Annotated in this window: 16 protein-coding genes; 8 read left to right on the forward strand and 8 right to left on the reverse strand. The window is 71.9% G+C overall.

What is annotated here, in order from left to right; translation table 11 throughout:
- Nucleotides 1-33 precede the first annotated feature (33 nt).
- A complete protein-coding gene (locus QSK32_RS20535) occupies nucleotides 34-735 on the forward strand; it encodes an MBL fold metallo-hydrolase (protein ID WP_285472792.1) in 702 nt (233 codons plus the stop codon).
- A 21-nt stretch (nucleotides 736-756) separates the two neighbouring features.
- Here QSK32_RS20535 and QSK32_RS20540 read toward each other — a convergent pair whose 3' ends face one another.
- Nucleotides 757-1,920, reverse strand: coding sequence for an ROK family transcriptional regulator (locus tag QSK32_RS20540; RefSeq protein WP_045742703.1), 1,164 nt, complete (start codon nucleotides 1,918-1,920; stop codon nucleotides 757-759).
- A 160-nt stretch (nucleotides 1,921-2,080) separates the two neighbouring features.
- Here QSK32_RS20540 and QSK32_RS20545 point away from each other — a divergent pair, with 160 nt between their 5' ends.
- The 4 genes from QSK32_RS20545 (at nucleotide 2,081) to QSK32_RS20560 (ending at nucleotide 8,155) form a co-directional block, all read left to right on the forward strand.
- A complete protein-coding gene (locus QSK32_RS20545) occupies nucleotides 2,081-2,278 on the forward strand; it encodes a hypothetical protein (protein ID WP_052720486.1) in 198 nt (65 codons plus the stop codon).
- 56 nt (nucleotides 2,279-2,334) lie between these two features.
- Complete coding sequence (gene fxsT, locus QSK32_RS20550; RefSeq protein WP_285472793.1) at nucleotides 2,335-5,064, forward strand: FxSxx-COOH system tetratricopeptide repeat protein; 2,730 nt, start codon at nucleotides 2,335-2,337, stop codon at nucleotides 5,062-5,064.
- 104 nt (nucleotides 5,065-5,168) lie between these two features.
- Nucleotides 5,169-7,469, forward strand: a complete 2,301-nt coding sequence (locus QSK32_RS20555) for a NucA/NucB deoxyribonuclease domain-containing protein (RefSeq protein ID WP_285472794.1) — start codon at nucleotides 5,169-5,171, stop codon at nucleotides 7,467-7,469.
- Nucleotides 7,469-8,155, forward strand: a complete 687-nt coding sequence (locus QSK32_RS20560; protein WP_285472795.1) for a hypothetical protein — start codon at nucleotides 7,469-7,471, stop codon at nucleotides 8,153-8,155. The genes QSK32_RS20555 and QSK32_RS20560 overlap by 1 nt, the downstream gene beginning before the upstream one ends.
- Nucleotides 8,156-8,190: 35 nt before the next feature.
- Here QSK32_RS20560 and QSK32_RS20565 read toward each other — a convergent pair whose 3' ends face one another.
- From QSK32_RS20565 to QSK32_RS20595, 7 genes are all read right to left on the reverse strand, one after another.
- Nucleotides 8,191-8,985, reverse strand: coding sequence for an ABC transporter permease (locus QSK32_RS20565; RefSeq protein WP_285472796.1), 795 nt, complete (start codon nucleotides 8,983-8,985; stop codon nucleotides 8,191-8,193).
- The gene (locus QSK32_RS20570) at nucleotides 8,982-9,848 is read right to left on the reverse strand and encodes an ABC transporter permease (protein WP_285472797.1); all 867 of its coding nucleotides are present in this window, start codon (nucleotides 9,846-9,848) and stop codon (nucleotides 8,982-8,984) included. Before QSK32_RS20570 ends, QSK32_RS20565 begins: the two co-directional genes overlap by 4 nt.
- Nucleotides 9,845-10,885, reverse strand: a complete 1,041-nt coding sequence (locus tag QSK32_RS20575) for an ABC transporter ATP-binding protein (RefSeq protein ID WP_285472798.1) — start codon at nucleotides 10,883-10,885, stop codon at nucleotides 9,845-9,847. The genes QSK32_RS20570 and QSK32_RS20575 overlap by 4 nt, the downstream gene beginning before the upstream one ends.
- Nucleotides 10,878-11,954: an extracellular solute-binding protein gene (locus QSK32_RS20580; protein ID WP_285472799.1), complete on the reverse strand. Its 1,077-nt coding sequence runs from the start codon at nucleotides 11,952-11,954 to the stop codon at nucleotides 10,878-10,880. Before QSK32_RS20580 ends, QSK32_RS20575 begins: the two co-directional genes overlap by 8 nt.
- A 21-nt stretch (nucleotides 11,955-11,975) precedes the next feature.
- A complete protein-coding gene (locus tag QSK32_RS20585; protein ID WP_285472800.1) occupies nucleotides 11,976-13,235 on the reverse strand; it encodes an amidohydrolase family protein in 1,260 nt (419 codons plus the stop codon).
- Nucleotides 13,232-14,917 carry an FAD/NAD(P)-binding protein gene (locus tag QSK32_RS20590; protein ID WP_285472801.1) on the reverse strand — a complete coding sequence of 562 codons (1,686 nt, stop codon included), beginning with the start codon at nucleotides 14,915-14,917 and terminating at the stop codon, nucleotides 13,232-13,234. Before QSK32_RS20590 ends, QSK32_RS20585 begins: the two co-directional genes overlap by 4 nt.
- A 108-nt stretch (nucleotides 14,918-15,025) precedes the next feature.
- Nucleotides 15,026-15,982, reverse strand: coding sequence for a LysR family transcriptional regulator (locus QSK32_RS20595; RefSeq protein WP_045742758.1), 957 nt, complete (start codon nucleotides 15,980-15,982; stop codon nucleotides 15,026-15,028).
- A 99-nt stretch (nucleotides 15,983-16,081) separates the two neighbouring features.
- Here QSK32_RS20595 and QSK32_RS20600 point away from each other — a divergent pair, with 99 nt between their 5' ends.
- The 3 genes from QSK32_RS20600 (at nucleotide 16,082) to QSK32_RS20610 (ending at nucleotide 19,805) form a co-directional block, all read left to right on the forward strand.
- Nucleotides 16,082-17,944, forward strand: coding sequence for a peroxidase-related enzyme (locus QSK32_RS20600; RefSeq protein ID WP_285472802.1), 1,863 nt, complete (start codon nucleotides 16,082-16,084; stop codon nucleotides 17,942-17,944).
- The gene (locus QSK32_RS20605) at nucleotides 17,941-19,392 is read left to right on the forward strand and encodes a carboxylesterase/lipase family protein (protein WP_285472803.1); all 1,452 of its coding nucleotides are present in this window, start codon (nucleotides 17,941-17,943) and stop codon (nucleotides 19,390-19,392) included. The genes QSK32_RS20600 and QSK32_RS20605 overlap by 4 nt, the downstream gene beginning before the upstream one ends.
- A 104-nt stretch (nucleotides 19,393-19,496) precedes the next feature.
- Nucleotides 19,497-19,805, forward strand: a complete 309-nt coding sequence (locus QSK32_RS20610; RefSeq protein WP_045742756.1) for a hypothetical protein — start codon at nucleotides 19,497-19,499, stop codon at nucleotides 19,803-19,805.
- Nucleotides 19,806-19,859: the final 54 nt, after the last annotated feature.

Genomic DNA, 19,859 nt, shown 5'->3' on the forward strand with positions numbered 1-19,859 from the left:
CTGATCGGCGCCGCCCGGCCTAGGGTCGCTCGCATGGACGTCGTCACGCTGGAACCACGCCTGCACATGCTGGCCTTCCCGGTCGGCCACGCCTACCTGTGGGTGGGGGAGGACGGCCTCACCCTGATCGACACCGGTGAGGTCGGCAAGGCCCCGGCCGTCGCCGACGCCATCGCCGGCCTCGGCTTCCGGACCGGCGACGTGCGCCGGGTGCTGCTCACCCACTTCCACGACGACCATGTCGGTTCGGCGGCGGCGATTGCCGGGTGGGGCGACGTTCTGGTGTACGCGCACAGCACCGAGACCCCGATCATCCGCGGACTCGAACCGGGCCCGCCGCCGGTCCTGCGCGACTGGGAACGGCCGCTGTTCGAGCAGCTCCCGCCGCGGGTCCTGCCCGGCCCGGTGCGGGTGGACCGGGAGCTCACCGACGGCGACACGATCGACCTCGGCGGCGTCGACGCGGTGGCCGTGCACGTGCCCGGTCACACCCCGGGCAGTGTCGCCTACTACCTGCCGGAGCCGCGGGTCCTGTTCACCGGTGACACCGTCGCCCGCCTGCCGGACGGGACCGTGATCCTCGGGGTGTTCAACGTCGACCACGACCGCGCGGTCGACTCCCTGCGCCGGCAGGCCGCCCTCGACGTGGGCATCGCCTGTTTCGGGCACGGCGCACCCCTGACCGGCGACGCTTCGGCGCAGCTCAGGAGGACCGCGGCGACGGCGCATCTCTGACCGGCGACGTGTCGGCGCGGCTCAGGAGGATCGCAGCGGATCAGCGATGAGCGCCGCGAACCCCAGGTCCGCCGCCCCGATCAGCGTCGCGTCGTCGGCCAGCCCGGACAGTCGCAGCCGGGCCCGGTCCCGCGACACCGGCATCGCGTGCCGTTTGATCCGGCTGGCGACCTGTGGTTCGGCCACCTGGTACACGTCACGCAGCATCCCCCCGAAGATCACCACCCCGGGGTTGAACAGGTTGATCAGGTTGGCGACGCCGATGCCCAGCCAGTCGCCGATCCGGGCCACCGCTGCGGACGCCGCCGGGTCGCCGGCCGCCGCGTCGTCGACCACCGCCCGGACCGCCTGCCGTCCGGTCCGGCCGTCGGCGCGGCCGGCCGCCTCCAGCAGCGCGTGTTCGCCGGTCTCCGCCTCGAGGCAGCCTTGTGACCCGCACAGGCACGGCCGTCCGTCGACCGGGTTGACGACCATGTGCCCGACTTCGCAGCCGTACCCGCCGTCGCCGCCGAGCAGTTTCCCGCCGACCAGGACACCGCCGCCCACCCCGACGTCCCCGTGCAGGTAGATCAGGTTCTGGGAGCCGGTGCCCGCGCCGCGGGCCGCTTCGGCGAGTGCGCCCATGTGTGCCTCGTTGCCGACCGCCACCGGCAGGCCGATGCCGAGCGCCCGTTCCAGTTCGGCGCCGAACGCCTGGTCGACCCAGCCCATCTCGGGCCCGTACCGGACCATTCCGTCGCCGGGCCGGATCATCCCGCAGTAGGACGCCCCGATTCCCACACAAACCGCCCCGGGTGGCGCCGCGGCCAGCAGTTCCTCGCCGAGGGCGGCGAGGTTGCCGACCACGGTGTCCAGGTCCACCCCGGCCCGGGTGCGCGGCGTCTCCCGCCGGTCCAGCACCGGCCCGCCGAGCCCGACCCGGGCCGCGACCAGCCGGTCCACCGCCACGTCGAAGGCCAGCACGTAGACCCGCTGCGACTGCGGCAGCACGATGAACGACGGCCGTCCCGCCCCGGTGGTGTCGGTGGGCGGTTCCTCCCGGACCAGTCCGGCGGCGGCGAGCTGGGAGGTCAGCGCCAGGATCGTGCTGCGGTTCACCCCCATCCGCTCGGCGAGGGCGGCACGCGACAGCGGCCCGTTCACGTGGACGTGCTGGAGCAGCTTGCCGAGGGTGTGTCTACGCATCTCACCCCAAACCTAAGGAAGATCAACGACAGAAGCCAAACCCGCTCCGGTACGTGTGACCAGAGGCCCATTGTCGGCTTGTCGACAGCCGGTCGCCATGAACACCCGCCGAGTCCCGCCGACAGGAGGTGCCGTCCCCGTTTCGCAGGAAGGTTCCCCCATGCCGAGCACCCCCACCCGACCCGGCCTGTTGACGTTGCGCACCACCGTCATCCTCAGCATCTCCCTGCTGGCGGGCGGTGTGGTCGGCGGTCTCACCTACGTCTCCGGCGAGAACGTCCCCAAGTCCCTGCTGGCCGGACTGGCCACCGTCCCGGCCGGGGTGGCGTTCCTGCACCAGATGATCCACCCCACCTGAGCCGGACGGCCGCGTATATTGGTCGCCGTCAGTCGCCCCGGGGGAGGATGACGCGTTTGTCCCGCCACCTCCGCAAACCCCTGCTCGTCGGGACCCTGCCGGTGCTCGTCGCCGTCGGTGGCTGGCTGACGAACGTGCTCACCTCGGGCTGGGATCCGTGGCTCTTCGGCGGGCTGGTGGCGATCGTCGCCGTGACCGTGGTCCTCACGGTCGCCGCCGACCGCCCGGCCACCGATCCGCAGCTGACGGTGGCGCCCACGCCCGAGCCGCCCCCGGAGCCGGTGCCGGGTCCGCCGGCGGTCTGGCTCGACGTCCCGCCCCGCGGGCTGCACTTCACCGGCCGCGGTGACCTTCTCGCCGCCCTGGATCGCCAGCCGATCGGCAGCCACACCGCGACTGTTCTCGTACCCCATGCCCTGCATGGTCTCGGTGGTGTCGGCAAGACCCAGCTCGCCATCGAGTACGCCCACCGCCACCAGTCGTCGTTCGACCTGGTGGCCTGGATCCCCGCCGAACAGCAGGCGCTGCTGCGGTCGTCGTTCCAGCGGATCGCGGCCGCGATGGGCATCGCCGACCCGGACAGCTCGGACCGGACGGTGGCCCGGGTCCGGGACGGTCTGCGGCGGGGTGTGCCGTTCCGGCGCTGGCTGATCGTCTTCGACAACGCCGAGTCACCCGCAGCGCTGCGCCGGTACGTCCCGGAGGCCGCCCCACCGGCCTCGACCGGCCGGGTGATCATCACGTCCCGGGACCGGACCTGGTCGAGTTACGCGGAGGCCGTCGAGGTCGAGGTGCTGAGCCGGGCCGAGAGCGTCGCCCTGGTCCACAGGCGCAACCCCGGGGTGATCGAGCGGGACGCCGTGCGGCTCGCCGAACAGCTGGGCGACCTGCCGCTGGCCCTGGAACAGGCGTCGGCCTGGCTGGACGCGTCCGGCACCCGGGTCGGCGACTACCTGCGGATCCTCGCCGACCGGACCACGGACCTGCTCGGCGCGAACCAGGCCACCGACTACCCGATGTCGGTGGCCGCGACCTGGGGAGTCACCTTGGACCGTCTCTCCGGCACCGATCCGGTCGCGGTGCGGCTGCTCGAGCTCGCCGCGTTCTTCGGCCCGGAACCCGTCGACCGCCGGCTGTTCGCCTTCGGCGCGGACGACGACCTGCCACCGGAGACCCGCGACCTGCTCGCCGATCCGCTGCGGCTCGATCAGGCCCTGGCGAGCATCGGCCGGCTCTCCCTGGCCCGGTTCGACGCCGAACGCGGCACCGTCCAGTTGCACCGGCTGGTCCGCACGACGGTCCGGGCCCGCGCCGGGGAGGAACGCCAGGAACTCCTGCGGACCTCGGCGCAGGTGCTGCTGGCGGCGGCGGACGCGTCCGTGCCGGACTGGGCCGACCCGGCGACCTGGCCGGTGCACGCCATGGTCACCCCGCATCTGCGGTTCACCGGTTGTCTCGCCGGCCCGGGCCACCGGATCCGGCAGCTGGTCCTGCATCATCTGGGCTACCTGGAGTTCCGCGGTGACCTGCACAGCAGCCGCCAGTTCGCCGAGGAGGCGTGGGGCCTGTGGACCGAGAGCCTCGGCCCGGGGCACGAGGACACCCTGACCGTGGCGGTGGTCCTCGCGAACGCGGCCCGTTCACTCGGCGACACCCGATATGCCAAGCAGCTCCTGGAGGAGATCCTCGGACGGGCCCGCCGGCGGCTGGGCAACGCCCACCGGACCACCCTGTACGCCGCGAACAGTTACGGCGCGAGCCTGCGGATCGCCGGTGTCTACCGTGGCGCCTACCAGATCGACCTCCGCACCCTCGAGGACTCGCGCCGCACCTTCGGACCGTCGAGCGCCGAGACCATGCGCAATGTCAACAACCTCGTGGTCAACCTGCGCATGCTGGGCCGTTTCGCGGAGGCGCTCACCCGGGACCGGGAGAACCTGGCGCGGGAGGAGGAACTGGTGGGCGCCCGCGGACCCGACTACGTCGTGATCCGGCTGAACTGCGCCATCGACCTCTATCACCTGGGCCGCTACCGGGACTGCCTGCGGATGCTCGACGACGACGCCGCCGCGGCGGAGGCGCAGATCGGGCCGACCCACATCTTCGTCCTGCTGACCATGCGCACCCAGGTCGCGGCGCTGACCGCCCAGGGTGACAGCGAGGCGGCGATCCCGCTGGCCCGGCGCGCCCTCACCCGCTGCCGCGACGACCGCGGCGACCACCATCCGCTGACCCTGGCGATGGCGATGACCGCGGCGAACGCGCTCCGCGAACGTCACCCCGCCGAGGCGCTGGCGCTGTCCCGCGACACTCTGGCCGCACACCGGGAGATCGACGGCGACGGGCACCCGGCCACCATCGCAGCGTTGATCAACACGGCCGCGACCGAGCGGCACACCGGCGATCACCGGAGCGCCGCTGCCCACGACGACGAGGCGGTTCCGGCCGCCGCCCGGGTTCTCGGCGCCGACCATTGGGTGTCGCTGTGCGCGGTCGCCGGCCAGGGCGTCGACCGTCACGTGGCCGGTGACCGCCCGTCCGCCGTCCGCCTGCTGCGCCAGGCCCACGAGCGCGCCGCCGCTGTTCAGGGCCCCGAACATCCCTTCACTCTCGGGTACGCCGTGAATCTCCTGCACGCCGCCGGACGCTCCGCCGACGCGGGCGACCTGCGGGCGTTACGCGCCGCAACACGCGACCGGTTGACCCGGACCGGAGACACCCTGCTGCTGCGCAAGCTGCGCCGCCGGGAGTGGGCGGAATGCCCCGTGGAACTCCCGCCCTACTGACGGAGTCCATCCGGTCAGGACTGTCCCCCAGGTGACAACGAGGACCGGCAGGGCGGCGTACGCTCCCGTACACATTGATGCCGTTCAATGAACGGGGTGTGCTTGTGACCTTCCGGAGAACACTGCGCGCGACGGCTCTGACCGTCGCGATCCTCCTCCCTCTCACCGCCGTCGTCCAGCCGGCCGCCGCGGCGACGGGAGAACCACCGCCGGCCTGTACCGACCGCGACGTGAACCACCCGTCGATCCAGCTCGACGGACCGCGCGACGGCACCACCCTCGCCGTCGACAAACACGGCCAGATCGACCTTCGGGGCAGCCTGCGCCGCCACGCCGAGATGATCGACGTTGCGGTGGACCGGGCGTCGACCACCGACTTCCGGTACGACCCGGACCCGCACCTGGACTCGACCGGCGACGACGTCTCCTGGTCCGCCCGGTTGCGCCCGGCCCACCTGGGCGCCAGTGTGCTGTGTGCCCGCGCCGAAGGCGACCACCGGAAGTACGCGAAGATCACCCGTACCGTCAAGGTCGTCGACCTCATCCCGCCGAGCAACGTGACCGGGCTCGCGGTCAGCGCGATCACCGCCACCGGGGCGAAGGCGACCTGGGAGGCGGCGACCGACAACTACGGGCTCGCCGGGTACGACGTGAGCGTCGACGGCGGCGCCCCGCAGCGGACCACGGTCGGCACCCGGGCGTACACCATCGACGGTCTTGAACCGTCCTCCACGCACACCGTCGCGGTGGTCGCCGTCGACCTGGCCGGCAACCGCTCGAAGACGGCGGCGACGACGTCGTTCACCACCACCGCCGCACCGGCCGATCCGGACCCGGATGCCGACCTCACCTTCGACCCGGAACAGGGCGGAGCCACCGCCACCTGGGCGGCCGCCCCGGACACCGAGGCGAGTTACCGCGTCTACCTCGACGGCCTGCTCTACGACGAGTTCACCGCCGACCACTTCTGCGACAGCCCGTGTACGACCGTCGACTACCCGGTGGAGCCGCTCGAGGAGTACACGCTGTACGCGTTCTCGGTCGAGGCGCTGGCCGCCGACGGCACGGTGGTCCGGGAACTCGAGGGCACCTTCACCACCATGATCAATGTGGACGAGGTCCCGGTCTCGGCGGTCCAGCTGTCGGCCAGCGAGGCCTCCCAGTGCGCCTCCAACGGCGGCGACTTCTACATCGCGGCCGACACGCGGGACATCGTCACCGTCCCGGCCGGCAGCACCCTGCTCTTCGCCGGCTGCTACACCGCCGGGGACAGCAGCTGCGTCGACGACTTCCTGCCGCCGTCCGGGGACCGGGTCCTCGACTGCACCGACAACGTCACCCAGCTGCTGTACGGCGCGGCGCCGACCGGCCGTGGACCGGTGATCGCGTCCCTGCCCACCAGCACCGGCATCGGTGCGAAGCTGGCGCCGGCACCGGTCGTGCCCGTCACCTGGTGCACCGCGACCGCCTGCACGATGCTGCTGTCGCCGCCCGCTCAGGCGGTCAAACTCGTCACCGCCGCCCCGGTGGCCGCAGCCGGCACCTCGTGGGTGGTGGTCGCCGCCGCCGGCATCGGCATCGGGCTGGCCCTGTGGGCGCTGCTGGAGATCCTGTTCCCCGGTGAGATCGGCATCCTCGGCCTGCTGGAGTACCCGATCTCCCACGACGTCGACTTCGACACCTTCGACAACTGGGCCGCCGACGAGGGCGAGTGGTACAACAGCCTCAAGGTGTACGCCGAGGTCGTCAAGACGACGAAGCTGCTGACCGTCGACCACAACCTCGCGTTCGCGTGGGACTCCGCCGAGGACGCCCGGCTCAAGCGGATCATCGACGCCGCGTGCACCGCCCAGCGGGGCACCCAGGGCACCGCCGGATGCGACGACGACCTGGCCGTCTACGTCCCGGGCGGCACCAACTACCAGCTCCGCCCGATGAAGGAGACCGGCACCCACATCGTGGTGGCCCTCGGCGACGGCAGTTACCCGCAGCCGCCGACCCGGGCGGTGTGGTTCTACCCGGGCCGCAGCCTCAAGGGACAGAAGGCCACCGCCGCGGGACACACCCGCAGCTGGTACGACACCGAGGCCGCCTACATCCCGAACACCTGCACCGGCCGGGTCGCCGGCAAGACCTGCGACGAGTTCCCGTTCTGGACCACCGACCAGGCGGTCGACCTGTCCGGCCAGGTCGCCTCGCTGCAACCGGTGCCGACCACGGAGTCCCTGCCGCAGGCGAGCGACCTGTCCGCCTTCTACCGCAAGTGCGACGTGGACGACGGCGACAAGTTCATCGTGCTGCCGGTGAAGCCGTGGGTCGCCGCGAACGGGCCGAGTTTCGGATTCCGGGTCTCCCAGGGCGGGGCTAGCCTGTGTATGACACCTCAGGCGCCGGGAGCCCCCTGATGCTCGATGACCCGCAGGACCTGCGTGCTGCCGTCGCCGCCTACCGGGCGGCGGCGACCGGCGCCGGTCTCGCCTGGCCGGATCCGGCCGAGGCCCCGGCCGCGCCGCCGGACCCGTTCGTGCACGAGCTGTTCGCCGTCGACCGGATTCCCGCGTCGCTGACCTGGCTGAAGTCGCAGCCCTGGCATTCCCGGCGGCTCCTGCCGGACGGGGGCGAACTGCTGCCCTGGCCGGCCGACCCCGGCGAGGCGCTGGACAGTCTCGGTTTCGCGATCGGCACGCCGTTCCCGTGGCGGCAGCAGGTTCCGCTGTTCCGGTTCGACCTGATCCTCTTCACGTTCGTGCTGGGCGCGGGTCACGAGGGCGAGGTCTGGCGCTACGAGTTCACCCCGGACGCCTGGGACACGGTCCGGGCGGCCGACAGCGTGGCGTCCCTGTTCACCACGTGGGCGTCGGCCATCACCGCCGGGCTGATCAGCCGCGATGCTCTCAACGGCCGGCTGCAGGTCGGCGAACCGCGCGACGCGGATCCGCTGGCGTTCCCGCCGTCGGTGACGCACTACCCGCTGTTACGTCAGCGGCAGCGCGAGTGTGGCGTCGACCTGGACTGCATCGACCGCGGCTTCGACTGCCACGAGGAACTCTTCTCCGAGATCAACGCGGCCCGCTCCGCCCTCGGCGTCTGACAGGTGGGTCCGGCTGCGGGGCCGGACCCACCGGCTCAGGTGGAGGCGCGCAGGCTGCGGCCGAGGCCCAGGGCCCGCTCCACTGCCAGCACGGCGGCCAGTGAGAACGCGATGAGCAGCATCGACAGCGCGGCCACCTCCGGGCCGGCCTGCGTCTCGAGGTGGTCGAGCAGGGTCACCGGCAGCGGCGTGATGTCGAAGCCGGACAGGAACAGGGAGACCACGGCCTCGTCGAACGACACCAGGAACGACAGGACGGCGCCGGCCACCACGCCGGGGCGGATCAGCGGCAGCGTGACCCGGCGGAACGTCGTCCACGGTGAGGCGCCGAGGACCCGGGCCGCGTCCTCCCCGGCCACGTCGACCGTGGACAGGCTGACCGTGATGGTGCGGATCGCGTACGGCAGGCAGAGCACCACATGGGCCAGGACCAGTCCGGTGTACGTGTCGGTGAGTCCCAGGGGTGCGAAGAGCAGCAGTAACGCCAGGCCGAGGACGATGTTCGGCACCAGCAGCGGCGAGGTGAAGAACGACTGTGCCGCCCCGGAGCCGCGGAACGTGTGCCGGGTGAAGGCCAGGGACGCCCCGATCGCCACGGCCAGGGTCACCACGGTGGTGAACACGGCGATGATCAGCGAGCTGACGAGACCGGTGGTGAATTCCGGGGTGGTGAAGACCGTGTGGTACGGCTCCAGCGAGAACCCCTGTGGCGGGAACCGGAGGAAGGTGGACGTGTCCACGGACACGACCGCGACCACCAGGATCGGGAGCCACAGGAACGCGTACACCAGAGAGACGACCGTGCGTTGCACCCAGCCGGAGGTTCTCATCGTCCGCTCACCCACCGTTCCACCCGGCGTTGCAGGAGTCCGAAGACGGTGACCGCGATGCCGAAGACGATCACCAGGACCAGGGACAGTGCCGCGGCGAGCGGCCAGTTGAGCTGGTTGGTGGCCTGGTCGTAGATCTCCGAGGCGAGCACGAAGACACGTCCGCCACCGATCAGGCGCGGGGTGACATAGGCGCTGATGGTCAGCACGAAGACCAGCAGCAGGCCGGTGAGCACGCCGGGCAGGGTCAGCGGCAGCGTGACCCGCAGGAACCGGGTGATCCGGCCGGCGCCGAGCGACGCGGCGGCCTGTTCCAGGGTGGCGTCGAGCCTGCCGAATCCGCTGGTCATCGCGAGCACCGCGTAGGGCAGGAAGATCTGCACGAGGGCGATGACGACGCCTGCGAACTGGTTGGCCAGCTGTGGGGGAGTGTCGGTGAGGCCGAGCCCGGTGAGCACCGCGCTGAGCAGGCCCTGATTGCCGAGCACGACCATCCAGCCGTAGGTGCGGGCCACCGAGGAGACCAGCATGGGTGCGATCGCCAGGATGGTCAGCAGGCCTCGCCACTTCGAGGTCGTCCGGACCAGGAACAACGCGAGGGGGTACGCGACGAGCACCGTGATCGCCGCCACCAGCAGACCGAGCTTCACCGTCGTCCACGCGACCCGCAGGTAGTAGGGGTCGGTGAACACGTCCGCGAACGAGTCGAGCGTCAGGGTGATCTCGATGCCGCCCCCGCCGGTGAACCGGTTGAACGCCATCCGCAACACCCAGAGCATCGGCATCGCGTACGCGAAGAGCAGCACCCCCAGTCCGGGGAGCAGCAGTCCCCAGGCCACCGGCGGCCGCCAGGATCGGCTCACGAGGCGTCCCGTGGCGGCAGCACCCGGACGGCGGTGTCGTCCCAGGCCAGGTGCACGGCGTCGCCGCGGGTCAGCGGCGCCCCGGCGGCCACGGTGTCCACCAGGAAGGTGTGCCCGGCCGCGTCCACCTGGTAGGCGACCTGGTCGCCGGTGTACGACGCGGACCGTACCGTGCCGGGAAGCCCGTCGGCGGCGAGCCGGATCGCCTGCGGTCGCAGCAGCGCGGTGACCGGCCCGTGCGCGCGGTCCGACGTGACCGGCAGTGTCCCCAGTCCGGGCACGACGACACCGGAGGCGGTGAGTTCGCCGTCGAACAGGTTGGCCCGGCCGATGAACGTCGCGACGAACACGTCTGCCGGGTTCTCGTAGATCTCCTGCGGGGTGCCGATCTGCGCGACCCGCCCGTTGTCCATCACCGCGACCCGGTCGGCCATCGACAGGGCCTCGTCCTGGTCGTGGGTGACGAACACGGCGGTGATCCCGGCGTTCTGCTGCATCTCCCGGATCTCGGTCCGCAGCGACTCGCGCAGTTGTGCGTCCAGGGCCGACAGCGGTTCGTCGAGCAGCAGCACGCTCGGGTTGACCACCAGGGCGCGGGCCAGCGCGACGCGTTGCTGCTGGCCGCCGGAGAGCTGCCCGATCCGCCGTTCGGCGAGGTGCCCGAGCCGGACCCGGTCGAGGATCTCGGCGACCCGTTTCTTCTTCTCGGCGGCGGGCAGTCGCCGCATGTCCAGGCCGAACGCCACGTTTCCGGCCACGGTGAGGTGCGGCAGCAGGGCGAACGACTGGAACACCATGCCCATGCCCCGCTTGTGCACGGGTGTACGTGTCAGGTCGCGGCCGTCGACGCTGATGGTGCCGGCGGTCGGCTCGATCAGTCCGGCGATCATCCGCAGGGTGGTGGTCTTGCCGCAGCCGGAGGGGCCGAGCAGGGCGAGCATCTCGCCCTGCTCGACGGTCAGGTCCACCCCGTCGACGGCGGGTGACGCCGCTCCCGGGTACGACTTGGTCAGCCCGGCGACCTGTAGCTCAGCCACCGATGACCTCACGCTGGATCCGCTGCACCCAGCCGGCGTAGTTCGGGGCGATCCAGTTCCAGTCGATCGGCGCCGCGTCGGCGAGCAGCCCGGTGGTGGAGGCGGTCCGGGCGTTGATGTCCTCGGCGACGGTGACGGTCTTGTTGACCGAGCCGTAGAACGCCGACTCGCTGAGCCGCTTCTGCGCTTCGGCGCCGATGGCGAATTCGACGAACTTCTGCGCGACGTCCTTCCTGGTGGACGTCTTGACCAGGTTGATCGTGCTGATCTGGGCGACGCCGAGTCCGGTGGGGACGGCGACGATCAGCTCGTTCGGGGTCTCGTCGTGCAGGGCCTGCGCGCGGGCGTTCCAGCCGACGCCCATGCCGACGCTGCCGGAGCGGATCGCGTCGTAGATGTTGGGCTGCGGCGAGAACGTCTGGGTGTTGGCGGCGAACTTCTTCAGTTCGGCGAGCTGGCCGTCGATCGAGGTCTTGTAGTCCAGGCCGAGTTCCTTGGACAGGCCGGCGATCAGCGCGATGCCGCGGGTGTCGGCGATCTGCAGGGCGAGCTGGCCCTTGTACTGTGCCTCGGCCAGCGCGGTCCACTTCGACGGCAGGGTCGCGAACTTGGCCGGGTTGGCGATGAACGCCAGGCTGTCGATGGTGATCGCCGGGCCGAAGCCGGCGTCGATGACCGCCGCGTCGACCAGGTCGGCCAGGCTGGTCACGATCGAGGCGTCCAGCTTCTCGAACAGTCCCTCGGCGTTGGCCGTGGTGGACACCGACGAGTCCATGATGACCAGGTCGTAGGTGGCCTTGCCGGTGTTGGTGCGCAGTCCGGCGAGCAGCTCGGCGGAGTTCGTGGCCGGCGTGTAGGTGACCTTGGTGCCCGGGTTGGCCTGCTGGAACGGGTCGATCACCTCGGCCTGGAACTGGTCGGCGAACGCACCGGAGAAGCCGGTGATGGTGAGGGCGTCGCCGCCGGCCGAGGAGTCCTGCTGCGAGGAGTCGGTCGCGGAGGTGCTGCACGCGGCGAGCCCGAGCAGGGCGATGCCCCCGAAAAGGGCGGAACGACGGCTGATGGTCACTATGTTTCCCTTCGGAGTTTCTTAAACGAGCCCGCGGAGCTGGCTGAGCCGGACTCCGAGCGGAAGCGGTGTGCCGGGGGTGACGACGCCGTCGCGCAGCACCCAGCGGGGCCGGCGCAGCACCTCGAACCCTTCGGTGAGCAGGTCGCCCTCGGCGATCAGCAGGTCGGCGCGCAGGCCGGGGACGATCGTGCCGGTGATGTCGTCGTGCCGGGCCACCGTCGCGGCGGTACGCGTGGCGGCGGCCAGCACGTCGAGCAGGTCCGCGCCGGTCGCCTCGGCGATCAGTTCCAGTTCCTCGACGACCTCGCCGCTGGTGTCGGTGCCGGTGACCACCGGGACACCGGCCTTCCAGGCGAGCGCGACACTGGCCATGTGCCGTCCGACGATCTCGTTCTGGATCCGGCCGAACAGGTACTCGTTGCCGTACAGGCGGTGCTGCCAGCCGATCCCGGCCACGCTGGACAGGGTGGGGACGAACGCGGTGCCGTGCTCGACCATCTCGGCGACCACCGCGTCGTCCATGAACGCGCCGTGCTCGATGGTCGACGACCCGGCGCGGACGGCGTTGCGGATCGCCTCGGTCGAGTACGCGTGCGTCGCGGTCGGCTTGTGGAACTTGTGCGCCTCGGTGATCCCGGCCCGCAGCTCCGCCTCGGTGAACTCGGGGATGCCCGGCTCCTCCTCGGGGTACGTGCCGAGCCCGCCGGAGCCCATGAACTTGACGACCGCGGCGCCCCGGCCGATCTGGGTGCGGACCGCCCGGACCACGGCGTCCTCGCCGTCGGCCTCCATCGCACCCCAGTTGCTGCTGTGCCCGCCGGTGATGCAGATCGGGTCGCCGCCGGAGTAGAGCCGCGGCCCCGGGATCACGCCGTCGCGGACCGCCCGCATCGCCTGGATGCCGCCCGCGCCGGGCAGCCCGAAGTCGCGGATCGTGGTCACGCCGGAGGCCAGTTGCGCGGCGAGGTTCGCGGCGGTGTGCAGCGCGAGATATTCCGGTGGCTGGCGCATCAGGATGTCGCTCTGCGAGCGGTAGCTGCTGGTCCGCTGGGAGATCCGCAGGGTCTTGCGGGCCACGTGGTCGTGCAGGTTGTGCAGGCCGGGCACCACCGTGCAGCCGCGGGCGTCGAGCTCGACGGCCCCGGCCGGGACCGCGCCGGTGTCCGGTCCGGCCTCGGTGATCTGCCCGTCCACCACGACGATGCGGGCGTCGGTGAGTACCGGCTGCTCGACGGTGGCGGTGAGCACGGTGGCGTGGCGGATGACGGTGGTGGTCACGAGCTTCTCCTCGGCACGATCTGGTCGGCGATGGACCGTGCTTGTTGCAGGGTGCGGTCGGCCCGTCCGGGTTGGGGCAGGTTGGCGATGTTCCACTCCTGGGGCTGCACCGGCAGTCCGATCACGAACCGGCGGGCGCTGAACTCACCCTGGGCGTCCCGCAACCGGCAGGCGGTGTCTTCTCCGGTACGGGCACGCGACGCCACCAGTCCACCGTCGGCGAGAGTGGCGTACCCGTCGTCGACCAGGGCGCGGACGAACGGGTCAGCGGTGCGTTCCGCGTCGTCGGCGGGCAGCCGGGCCTCGACGAGCGCGCGGACGGTGACCGGTGTGGCCAGGTCCCGTCCGCTGATCAGGAACCGGCCGTCGGCGGTGCTCACCCGGATGCCCGCGCCGAGTGCTTTCAGCAGTCCGGCGTCGACCAGCGCGAGGGCCTGTTCGACGCGCAGCGCGGGCGGCCCGGCGGCGAGGAAGGCGCCGGCGCTGCGGAACCAGCCCTGCAGGTCGGTCAGCACGGATTCCCGGGAGATGCCTCCGGCGGCGACGACCGTCCGGACCCGGTCCTTGAGCACGGCCAGGGTCTCGCCCATCGCGGTGACCGGGCCGCGCGGGGTGGCGAGTGCCGAGTCCAGGTCGGCTGTCAGCAGGTCACGAAGCCGGGCGGTCAGCGTCGCGACGTCCCGGGGCCCGGCTGCTCCGTCCGCTCCGCCGGCGAACGGGTCGAGCAGGGCGTCCAGGTCGAACTCCCCGGTGCCGCCCGCGACGGTCCAGGTCCGGGACATCTCGGCGATCATCAGCGGCCAGACGTCCTCGGCGAACGAGAGCGTGCCGTCGGCCGCCGACCAGCGCTCGACCACCTCGTCGGTGACGATCTCCAGGGTCACCGGTCCGGGCCGGTTCGCGCGGGCCAGGTAGGGCACGCCGCGTCCGGAACCCATCAGCAGCACCGGCTCGTCACCGGACGCGACGTAGCGCAGCCGGCCGTCTCCGTCACGCTGGTAGCGGCCGCCCCGGCCCTCGGTGAGCAGCGCGAGCACGTCGTAGAAGTTCAACCCCGCACCGAGCACGGCCACCGGTTCGCCCGCGCTCACCCCGCGCAGCGCGGCCGCCGTCGCCGGTCCCGGTCCGACGTGTTGCAGGCCGTGGCTTTTCGCGTACGCGCTGAGCATGGTCCCGTCGTCGTCCGGCGCGGCCGGGAGGTGCCCGAGTGCGAGAACGGCGCTGTCCGCGTACACGATCCGGTGGTTGCTGAGGGTGAGGGCCTGCGTGCCGTCGGGAAGCTCGGCGAGTGCGGTCACGCGGTGCGGATGGATGTGCACGCCCTGGTCGCGCAGCTGGTTGACCACCCACCGCAGGTATTCGCCGAAGTGGGCGCGGGTGGCGAAGTCGTCCGGCCCGAGTTCGCCACCGGCGGCGACGTGCCACTCGTGGAACGACGGTCCGTGCACACCGGGTTCACCGCCGGCCGCCGCGTCGACGGTGTCGTCGGCGAAGACGGTGGCCTGCCGGGTCCGCGAGTTCATCAGCAGCTCGGGGTCCTGCGCCGGGTCCCAGACCGCGCCGCCGGGCAGCGGGTCGATCAGGTGGACCTCGGCGCCGGGACGTCCGGCGAGCTGGACCGCGACGGCGAGACCGCGGGGGCCGGCACCGATGACGGCGACCCGGCATCGGGGCGTAGACATGCCATTCCTATCGTCAAACCATGCTTTACGGAGCACTGCTTGCCCCTATAAGGCGAGACGATACCCAGCACTGACCTGCACCGCGCAAGCGCTGCGACGGTTATGTGATCAGGCGAACGACACGTCGATGGCCTCCCGAACCTCGGCGGCCGCCTCGACCAGCGCCTCCGAGGTGACCCGGACGGCCGGCACCGAGGCGAGGGATTCGGTGGTCACCGAACTCACCACCCTGGCCGTCACCGGCACCAGCCGGCGCACCGCGAGACCCGGATCCGGGCGTACCGCGGCCAGCATCAGATCCGGCACCAGCGCCACCCCCAGACCCGCCGCGACCAGCGCCTGCAATGCCACGTAGTCGTCGGTCTCGAACCCGATCTCCGGCTGGAAACCGGCCGCCGAACACAGCGACAGCAGGTTGCCGCGACACTCGACACAGCCCGCGATCCAGCGCTCCCCGGCCAGCTCGTGCACGTCCACCGACGTCGCCGCGGCCGCCGGATGACCGGCCGGCATGCCGACGTGCAGATGCTCGGTGACCAGCGGCACCGCCACCTCGTCCGACTGCAGCACCGGCACCGGAGCGCCGGTGCCCAACTCCTGATCGCTGTCCGCGGCGTAGACGTAGACCACCGCGATGTCACACTCGCCCCGGCGCAGCAACTGCAGCGCCCGCGGCGGCTCCGCCTCGGTCAGGGTGAACCGCAACTGCGGATGCGACCGGGTGACCCGGCCCAGCGCCCGCGGCAGGATCGTCGCCGCCGCACTCGGGAAACAGGCGATCCGCACGGTGCCCGCCCGCAGCCCGGCGACCGCGGCGACCTCGGCCTCCACCTGCGCCATCTGGGTCAGGATCTGCTCGCCGTGCCGGACGAACACCGCGCCCGCGTCGGTCAGCCGGATCCCCGCGTGGGTACGCACCAGCAGCGGCGTCGCCAACTGCTCCTCCAGCAGCTTCACCGCCTGGGTCACCGCCGATTGCGTGGTGCCGAGCCTTTTCGCGGCCTTCGACATCGAGCCCTCGGCGGCGAGCGCCTGCAACAGCCGCAGGTGACGTACCTCAATCATGCGCACCATCAAACCAGTTGGGGTATCAGCTCAGCTAATGTCGGTCATCTCCCGCACCCCGTCGGTCCTCCCCGGCGCCCCCACGGACGGAGTCCCGCCATGCCCACCGCCGACCGCACCTGGGTTCACCAGGCGATCCGCGCCATCGAGGCGGACACCCACCGCACCGGGACCACACCGTTGCGGCTCTTCCCGCTGCCGGCCGACTGGGGCATCCGGCTCTACCTCAAGGACGAGACGGTGCAGCCCACCGGCTCGGTGCAGCACCGGACCGCCCGCTCCCTGATCCGTTTCGGCCTGGCCAACGGCGACATCGGTCCCGGCACCACCCTCGTCCGGGCCGGCGGCGACACCACGGCCGCGGCGCTCGCGTACTTCGCCCGGCTGCTCGACCTCGACTTCGTCGCGGTCGTCCCGCGCGACACCCCGGCCGCCGTCCTGGACCTGATCCGGCGGCACGGCGGCCGTCTCCACCCGGCCGACTCCGTCTCCGCCGCGGCGATCGACCTCGGCACCCGCCCGCACTGGTACGTCCTCGACGGGCGTCCCGAATTCGGCCTCGACGACCTCTTCGACCAGCTCGCCCTGGAACCGCACCCGGAACCCACGTGGCTCGTGCTCGGCGCCGACGCGACCACGGTGAGCGCACCGGTCGGCCGTCGCCTGCGCCTCCAGCAGCGACCCACGCTGATCGCCGCCACCGTCGACGCACCCCTCGTCGACGAGGTCGTCACCGTCTCCGACAGTCTCGGGGCCGCGCTGCGGCTGATCGAACGGATGCGCCGTGCGGGCCAGGAGGGTTCGGTCGTCGCCCTGATCAGTGACGAACCGGCCCCGCCGCTCACGCCACGGGCCACCTCTGCGATCCCCACCCTCGTCGGGGACGATCCACTGGCCGCACTCGGTACACTGCGCGACGACGTCCGCGCCTCCACCCTGGCCCTGGACGACCTGGTCCTGCGGCCGGTCGACGAGCGCGGGCTGTCCCGGACCGACCGGCTGCGGATCGCCCTGCGGGTGGCGCAGGTCAACGACCACCGCGAACTGGCCGCGCACTGGACCGCGGAACTCGGCGGCGACGCCGGACCGGTCGGCGACCCGTCCCACTGGGCCGGCCTCGGCCCCCGCGCCGCCGGGATCCTCGCCCACGCCGAACAGATGGCCCTCGACCCGCGCGACCTCGGCCGTGACGACGTCCACCTGCTCGGCGACCTCGGCCTGGACGCACCCCAGACGGTGGCGGTGGCGCAGGTCGTCGCCTACGTGAGCTATCTGGTCCGCCTGCTGCGCGGCCTGGCCGCCCTGGACGAGAACCCGGACACCACCCCGGCGCCGCCGCGGGTCGTGGGTTCGGAGCCGCAGCTCGCGGCCTCGGAACCGCCGCACTTCACCGCGACGCTGCGCCCGGACGAGACCGAATTCCCGGTCTACCGGTGGGATCCGTGGGTGCCGCCGGCCCGGGTGCCCGGCGTCGAACCCGGCTCGGACAGCCGCACCCCGGCGAAATGGTCACCGTTCTACCTCACCCTGCTGCACGACCCGGCCGTCCTCGCCGAACGGACCGCCCTCTACAACGCCATCATGACCGGCAGCCCCGGCGTCGCCGGTGCGCTCGGCCGCGCCGACCGGGAACTCGCCGCCCTCGGCACCTCCCTGGTCACCGGCTGCGAATACTGCGCGTCGGTCCACGGCCGCCGCCAGATCCAGCTCTCCGGCGACACCGGGACCAGCGTCCTGCTCGCCCAGAAGGGCCCGTCGGTGCTCGGCGACCCGCTGCAGCAGGCGGTGGTGGCGCTCGCCGCCCACACCGCCACGACCCCGCCGACCGTCGGCGCCGGCGACGTCACGGCCCTGCGGGAAGCCGGTCTCGGCGACGACGCGATCCGCGACGCGCTGGCCGTCGCCGCCATGTTCGCCTGGGCCAACCGGCTGATGATGACCCTCGGCGAGGCGGTCCTGTGAACGACGCCGTCGAGGTCTCCACCACCGCGGGCACCGTGCGGGGACGTGTTCGGGACGGCATCGGGGAGTTCCTCGGCATCCCCTACGCGGAGCCGATCACCGCCTCCCGTCGTTTCCGGGCGCCTCAGGCGCGTACCCCGTGGTCCGGTGTTCGTGAAGCGACCGCCCTGAGTGAGGTGTGTCCGCAGGTCCCCACCTACGGCCCGGTCGGCACCCGGGCGGCGTCCACGCTGACCGGGGGAGAGGACTTCCTCACCGTCAACGTCCGCACCCCGGACGTCGGCGGCCGGGCGCCGGTGCTGTTCTGGATCCACGGCGGCGGGTACGCGGTCGGCTCCGCGAACGAGGGCGCCCTGCAGACCGGCGCGTTCGCCGCATCCGGCATCGTCGAGGTGACCGCCAACCACCGGCTCGGCGCGCTCGGCTTCCTGCACCTGCCCGACGCGCCCGACAACCGGGGCCTGCTCGACCTGATCGCCGCCCTGGAATGGGTACGCGACAACATCGCCGCGTTCGGCGGCGACCCCGACCGGGTGACGCTCGCCGGACGGTCCGCCGGCGGGTTCGCCGTCGCGACCCTGATGGCGATGCCCGCCGCCCGTGGCCTGTTCCACGCGGCGCTCCCGCAGTCCGGCGCGTCGGTGGCCGTGTTGCGTCCCGCCGATGCGGCGAGGGTATCCGGGCGCTTCTTCAGTTCATCTCCTGATATCTCGGACATAAGCGCTGTTCTGCGAGCGCAGAAGGCGGTCTGCGACGAGTCGTACACCGCCCACGACGCCGACCGTGACGGCGACGTGGCCATGCTGGGCGTCGCCTTCCAGCCGGTGATCGACGGTGTCTCGCTCCCCGTGCACCCCATACGGGCGGATCTCGCCCCGGTCCCGATGATGATCGGCTGCACCACGGCGGAGTACCGCACCCACGCCACCGTGCACCCCGTGGATCTCGGTTTCACCGACGCGGCGTCCCTGCTGCACGAGCGTGTCGTCCCGCTGGGCCTGACCGGCGCCGAGATCGTGGCGCGCTACCGGGCGGGGTTGCCGGAGCACACCGGCCTGGGCATCTGGCGTGCCGTCGGCGGCGACCTGGTCTTCCAGAACCCGGCCACCCGCTTCGCCGACCACGCCGCGGCGTCCGGCCTGCCGGTCTTCCGTTACCTGTACGGGCCGATCGAACCGGACGAACTCGGCGCGGAACACGGCGCTGAGCTGGGATCGGTCTGGTACCGCGGTCCCGGCCACCTGGCCACGGTCCCGCCGCGGCAGCGCCCGGCCGACCCGGCCGCGGCCCGCGTGGTCCATGAGATCTGGGCGTCGTTCATCCGCGACCACGTCCCGCCCGCGCCGTTCTCCGCCCACCGTCCGGGAGCGGCCCGGACCACCCGGATCAGCGGCACCGAAGTCTTCCCCGCCGCCGATCCGTTCGCCGCGCGTCTCTCGTGGTGGTAGCCACGCAGCCCTTGATGTCTCGCCGCGACATCGCTATTCTGATGTCGCGGCGAGACATCATGTCGTGCCGCATCCACAAGCCCGCCGACGGAGAAGGACAGGCAATGTCAGAACATGCGAAGCGGACGTTCATGGTGGTCGGCACGCTGCACGCCGGCACGGACATGGCGGAGTTCGGCGCCCTGCGGGCAGACGAGCACCGGCAGCTGGAGGTGCTCCGCGCCGAGGGCCGGGTCGGCGCCCACTACGTCTCACCCGCGCGCGGGACGACCTTCGTGGAGATCATCGCCGCGGACGAGGAGGGGGTGGCGCAGACGATGCAGACCCTGCCGTTCGCCCGCTTCTTCGACATGGATGTCTTCCCGACCGCGCCCGCGGATGCCGCGGAACTCGCCCACCGGGCGCGGATGTAGGCCGATCCCAGGGTTGCCGGTGACGGTGTCCGGCAACAGGAATGGATCACCGAT

The sequence above is a fragment of the Actinoplanes sp. NBRC 101535 genome (assembly GCF_030269225.1).
Taxonomy (GTDB): Bacteria; Actinomycetota; Actinomycetes; order Mycobacteriales; family Micromonosporaceae; genus Actinoplanes; species Actinoplanes rectilineatus.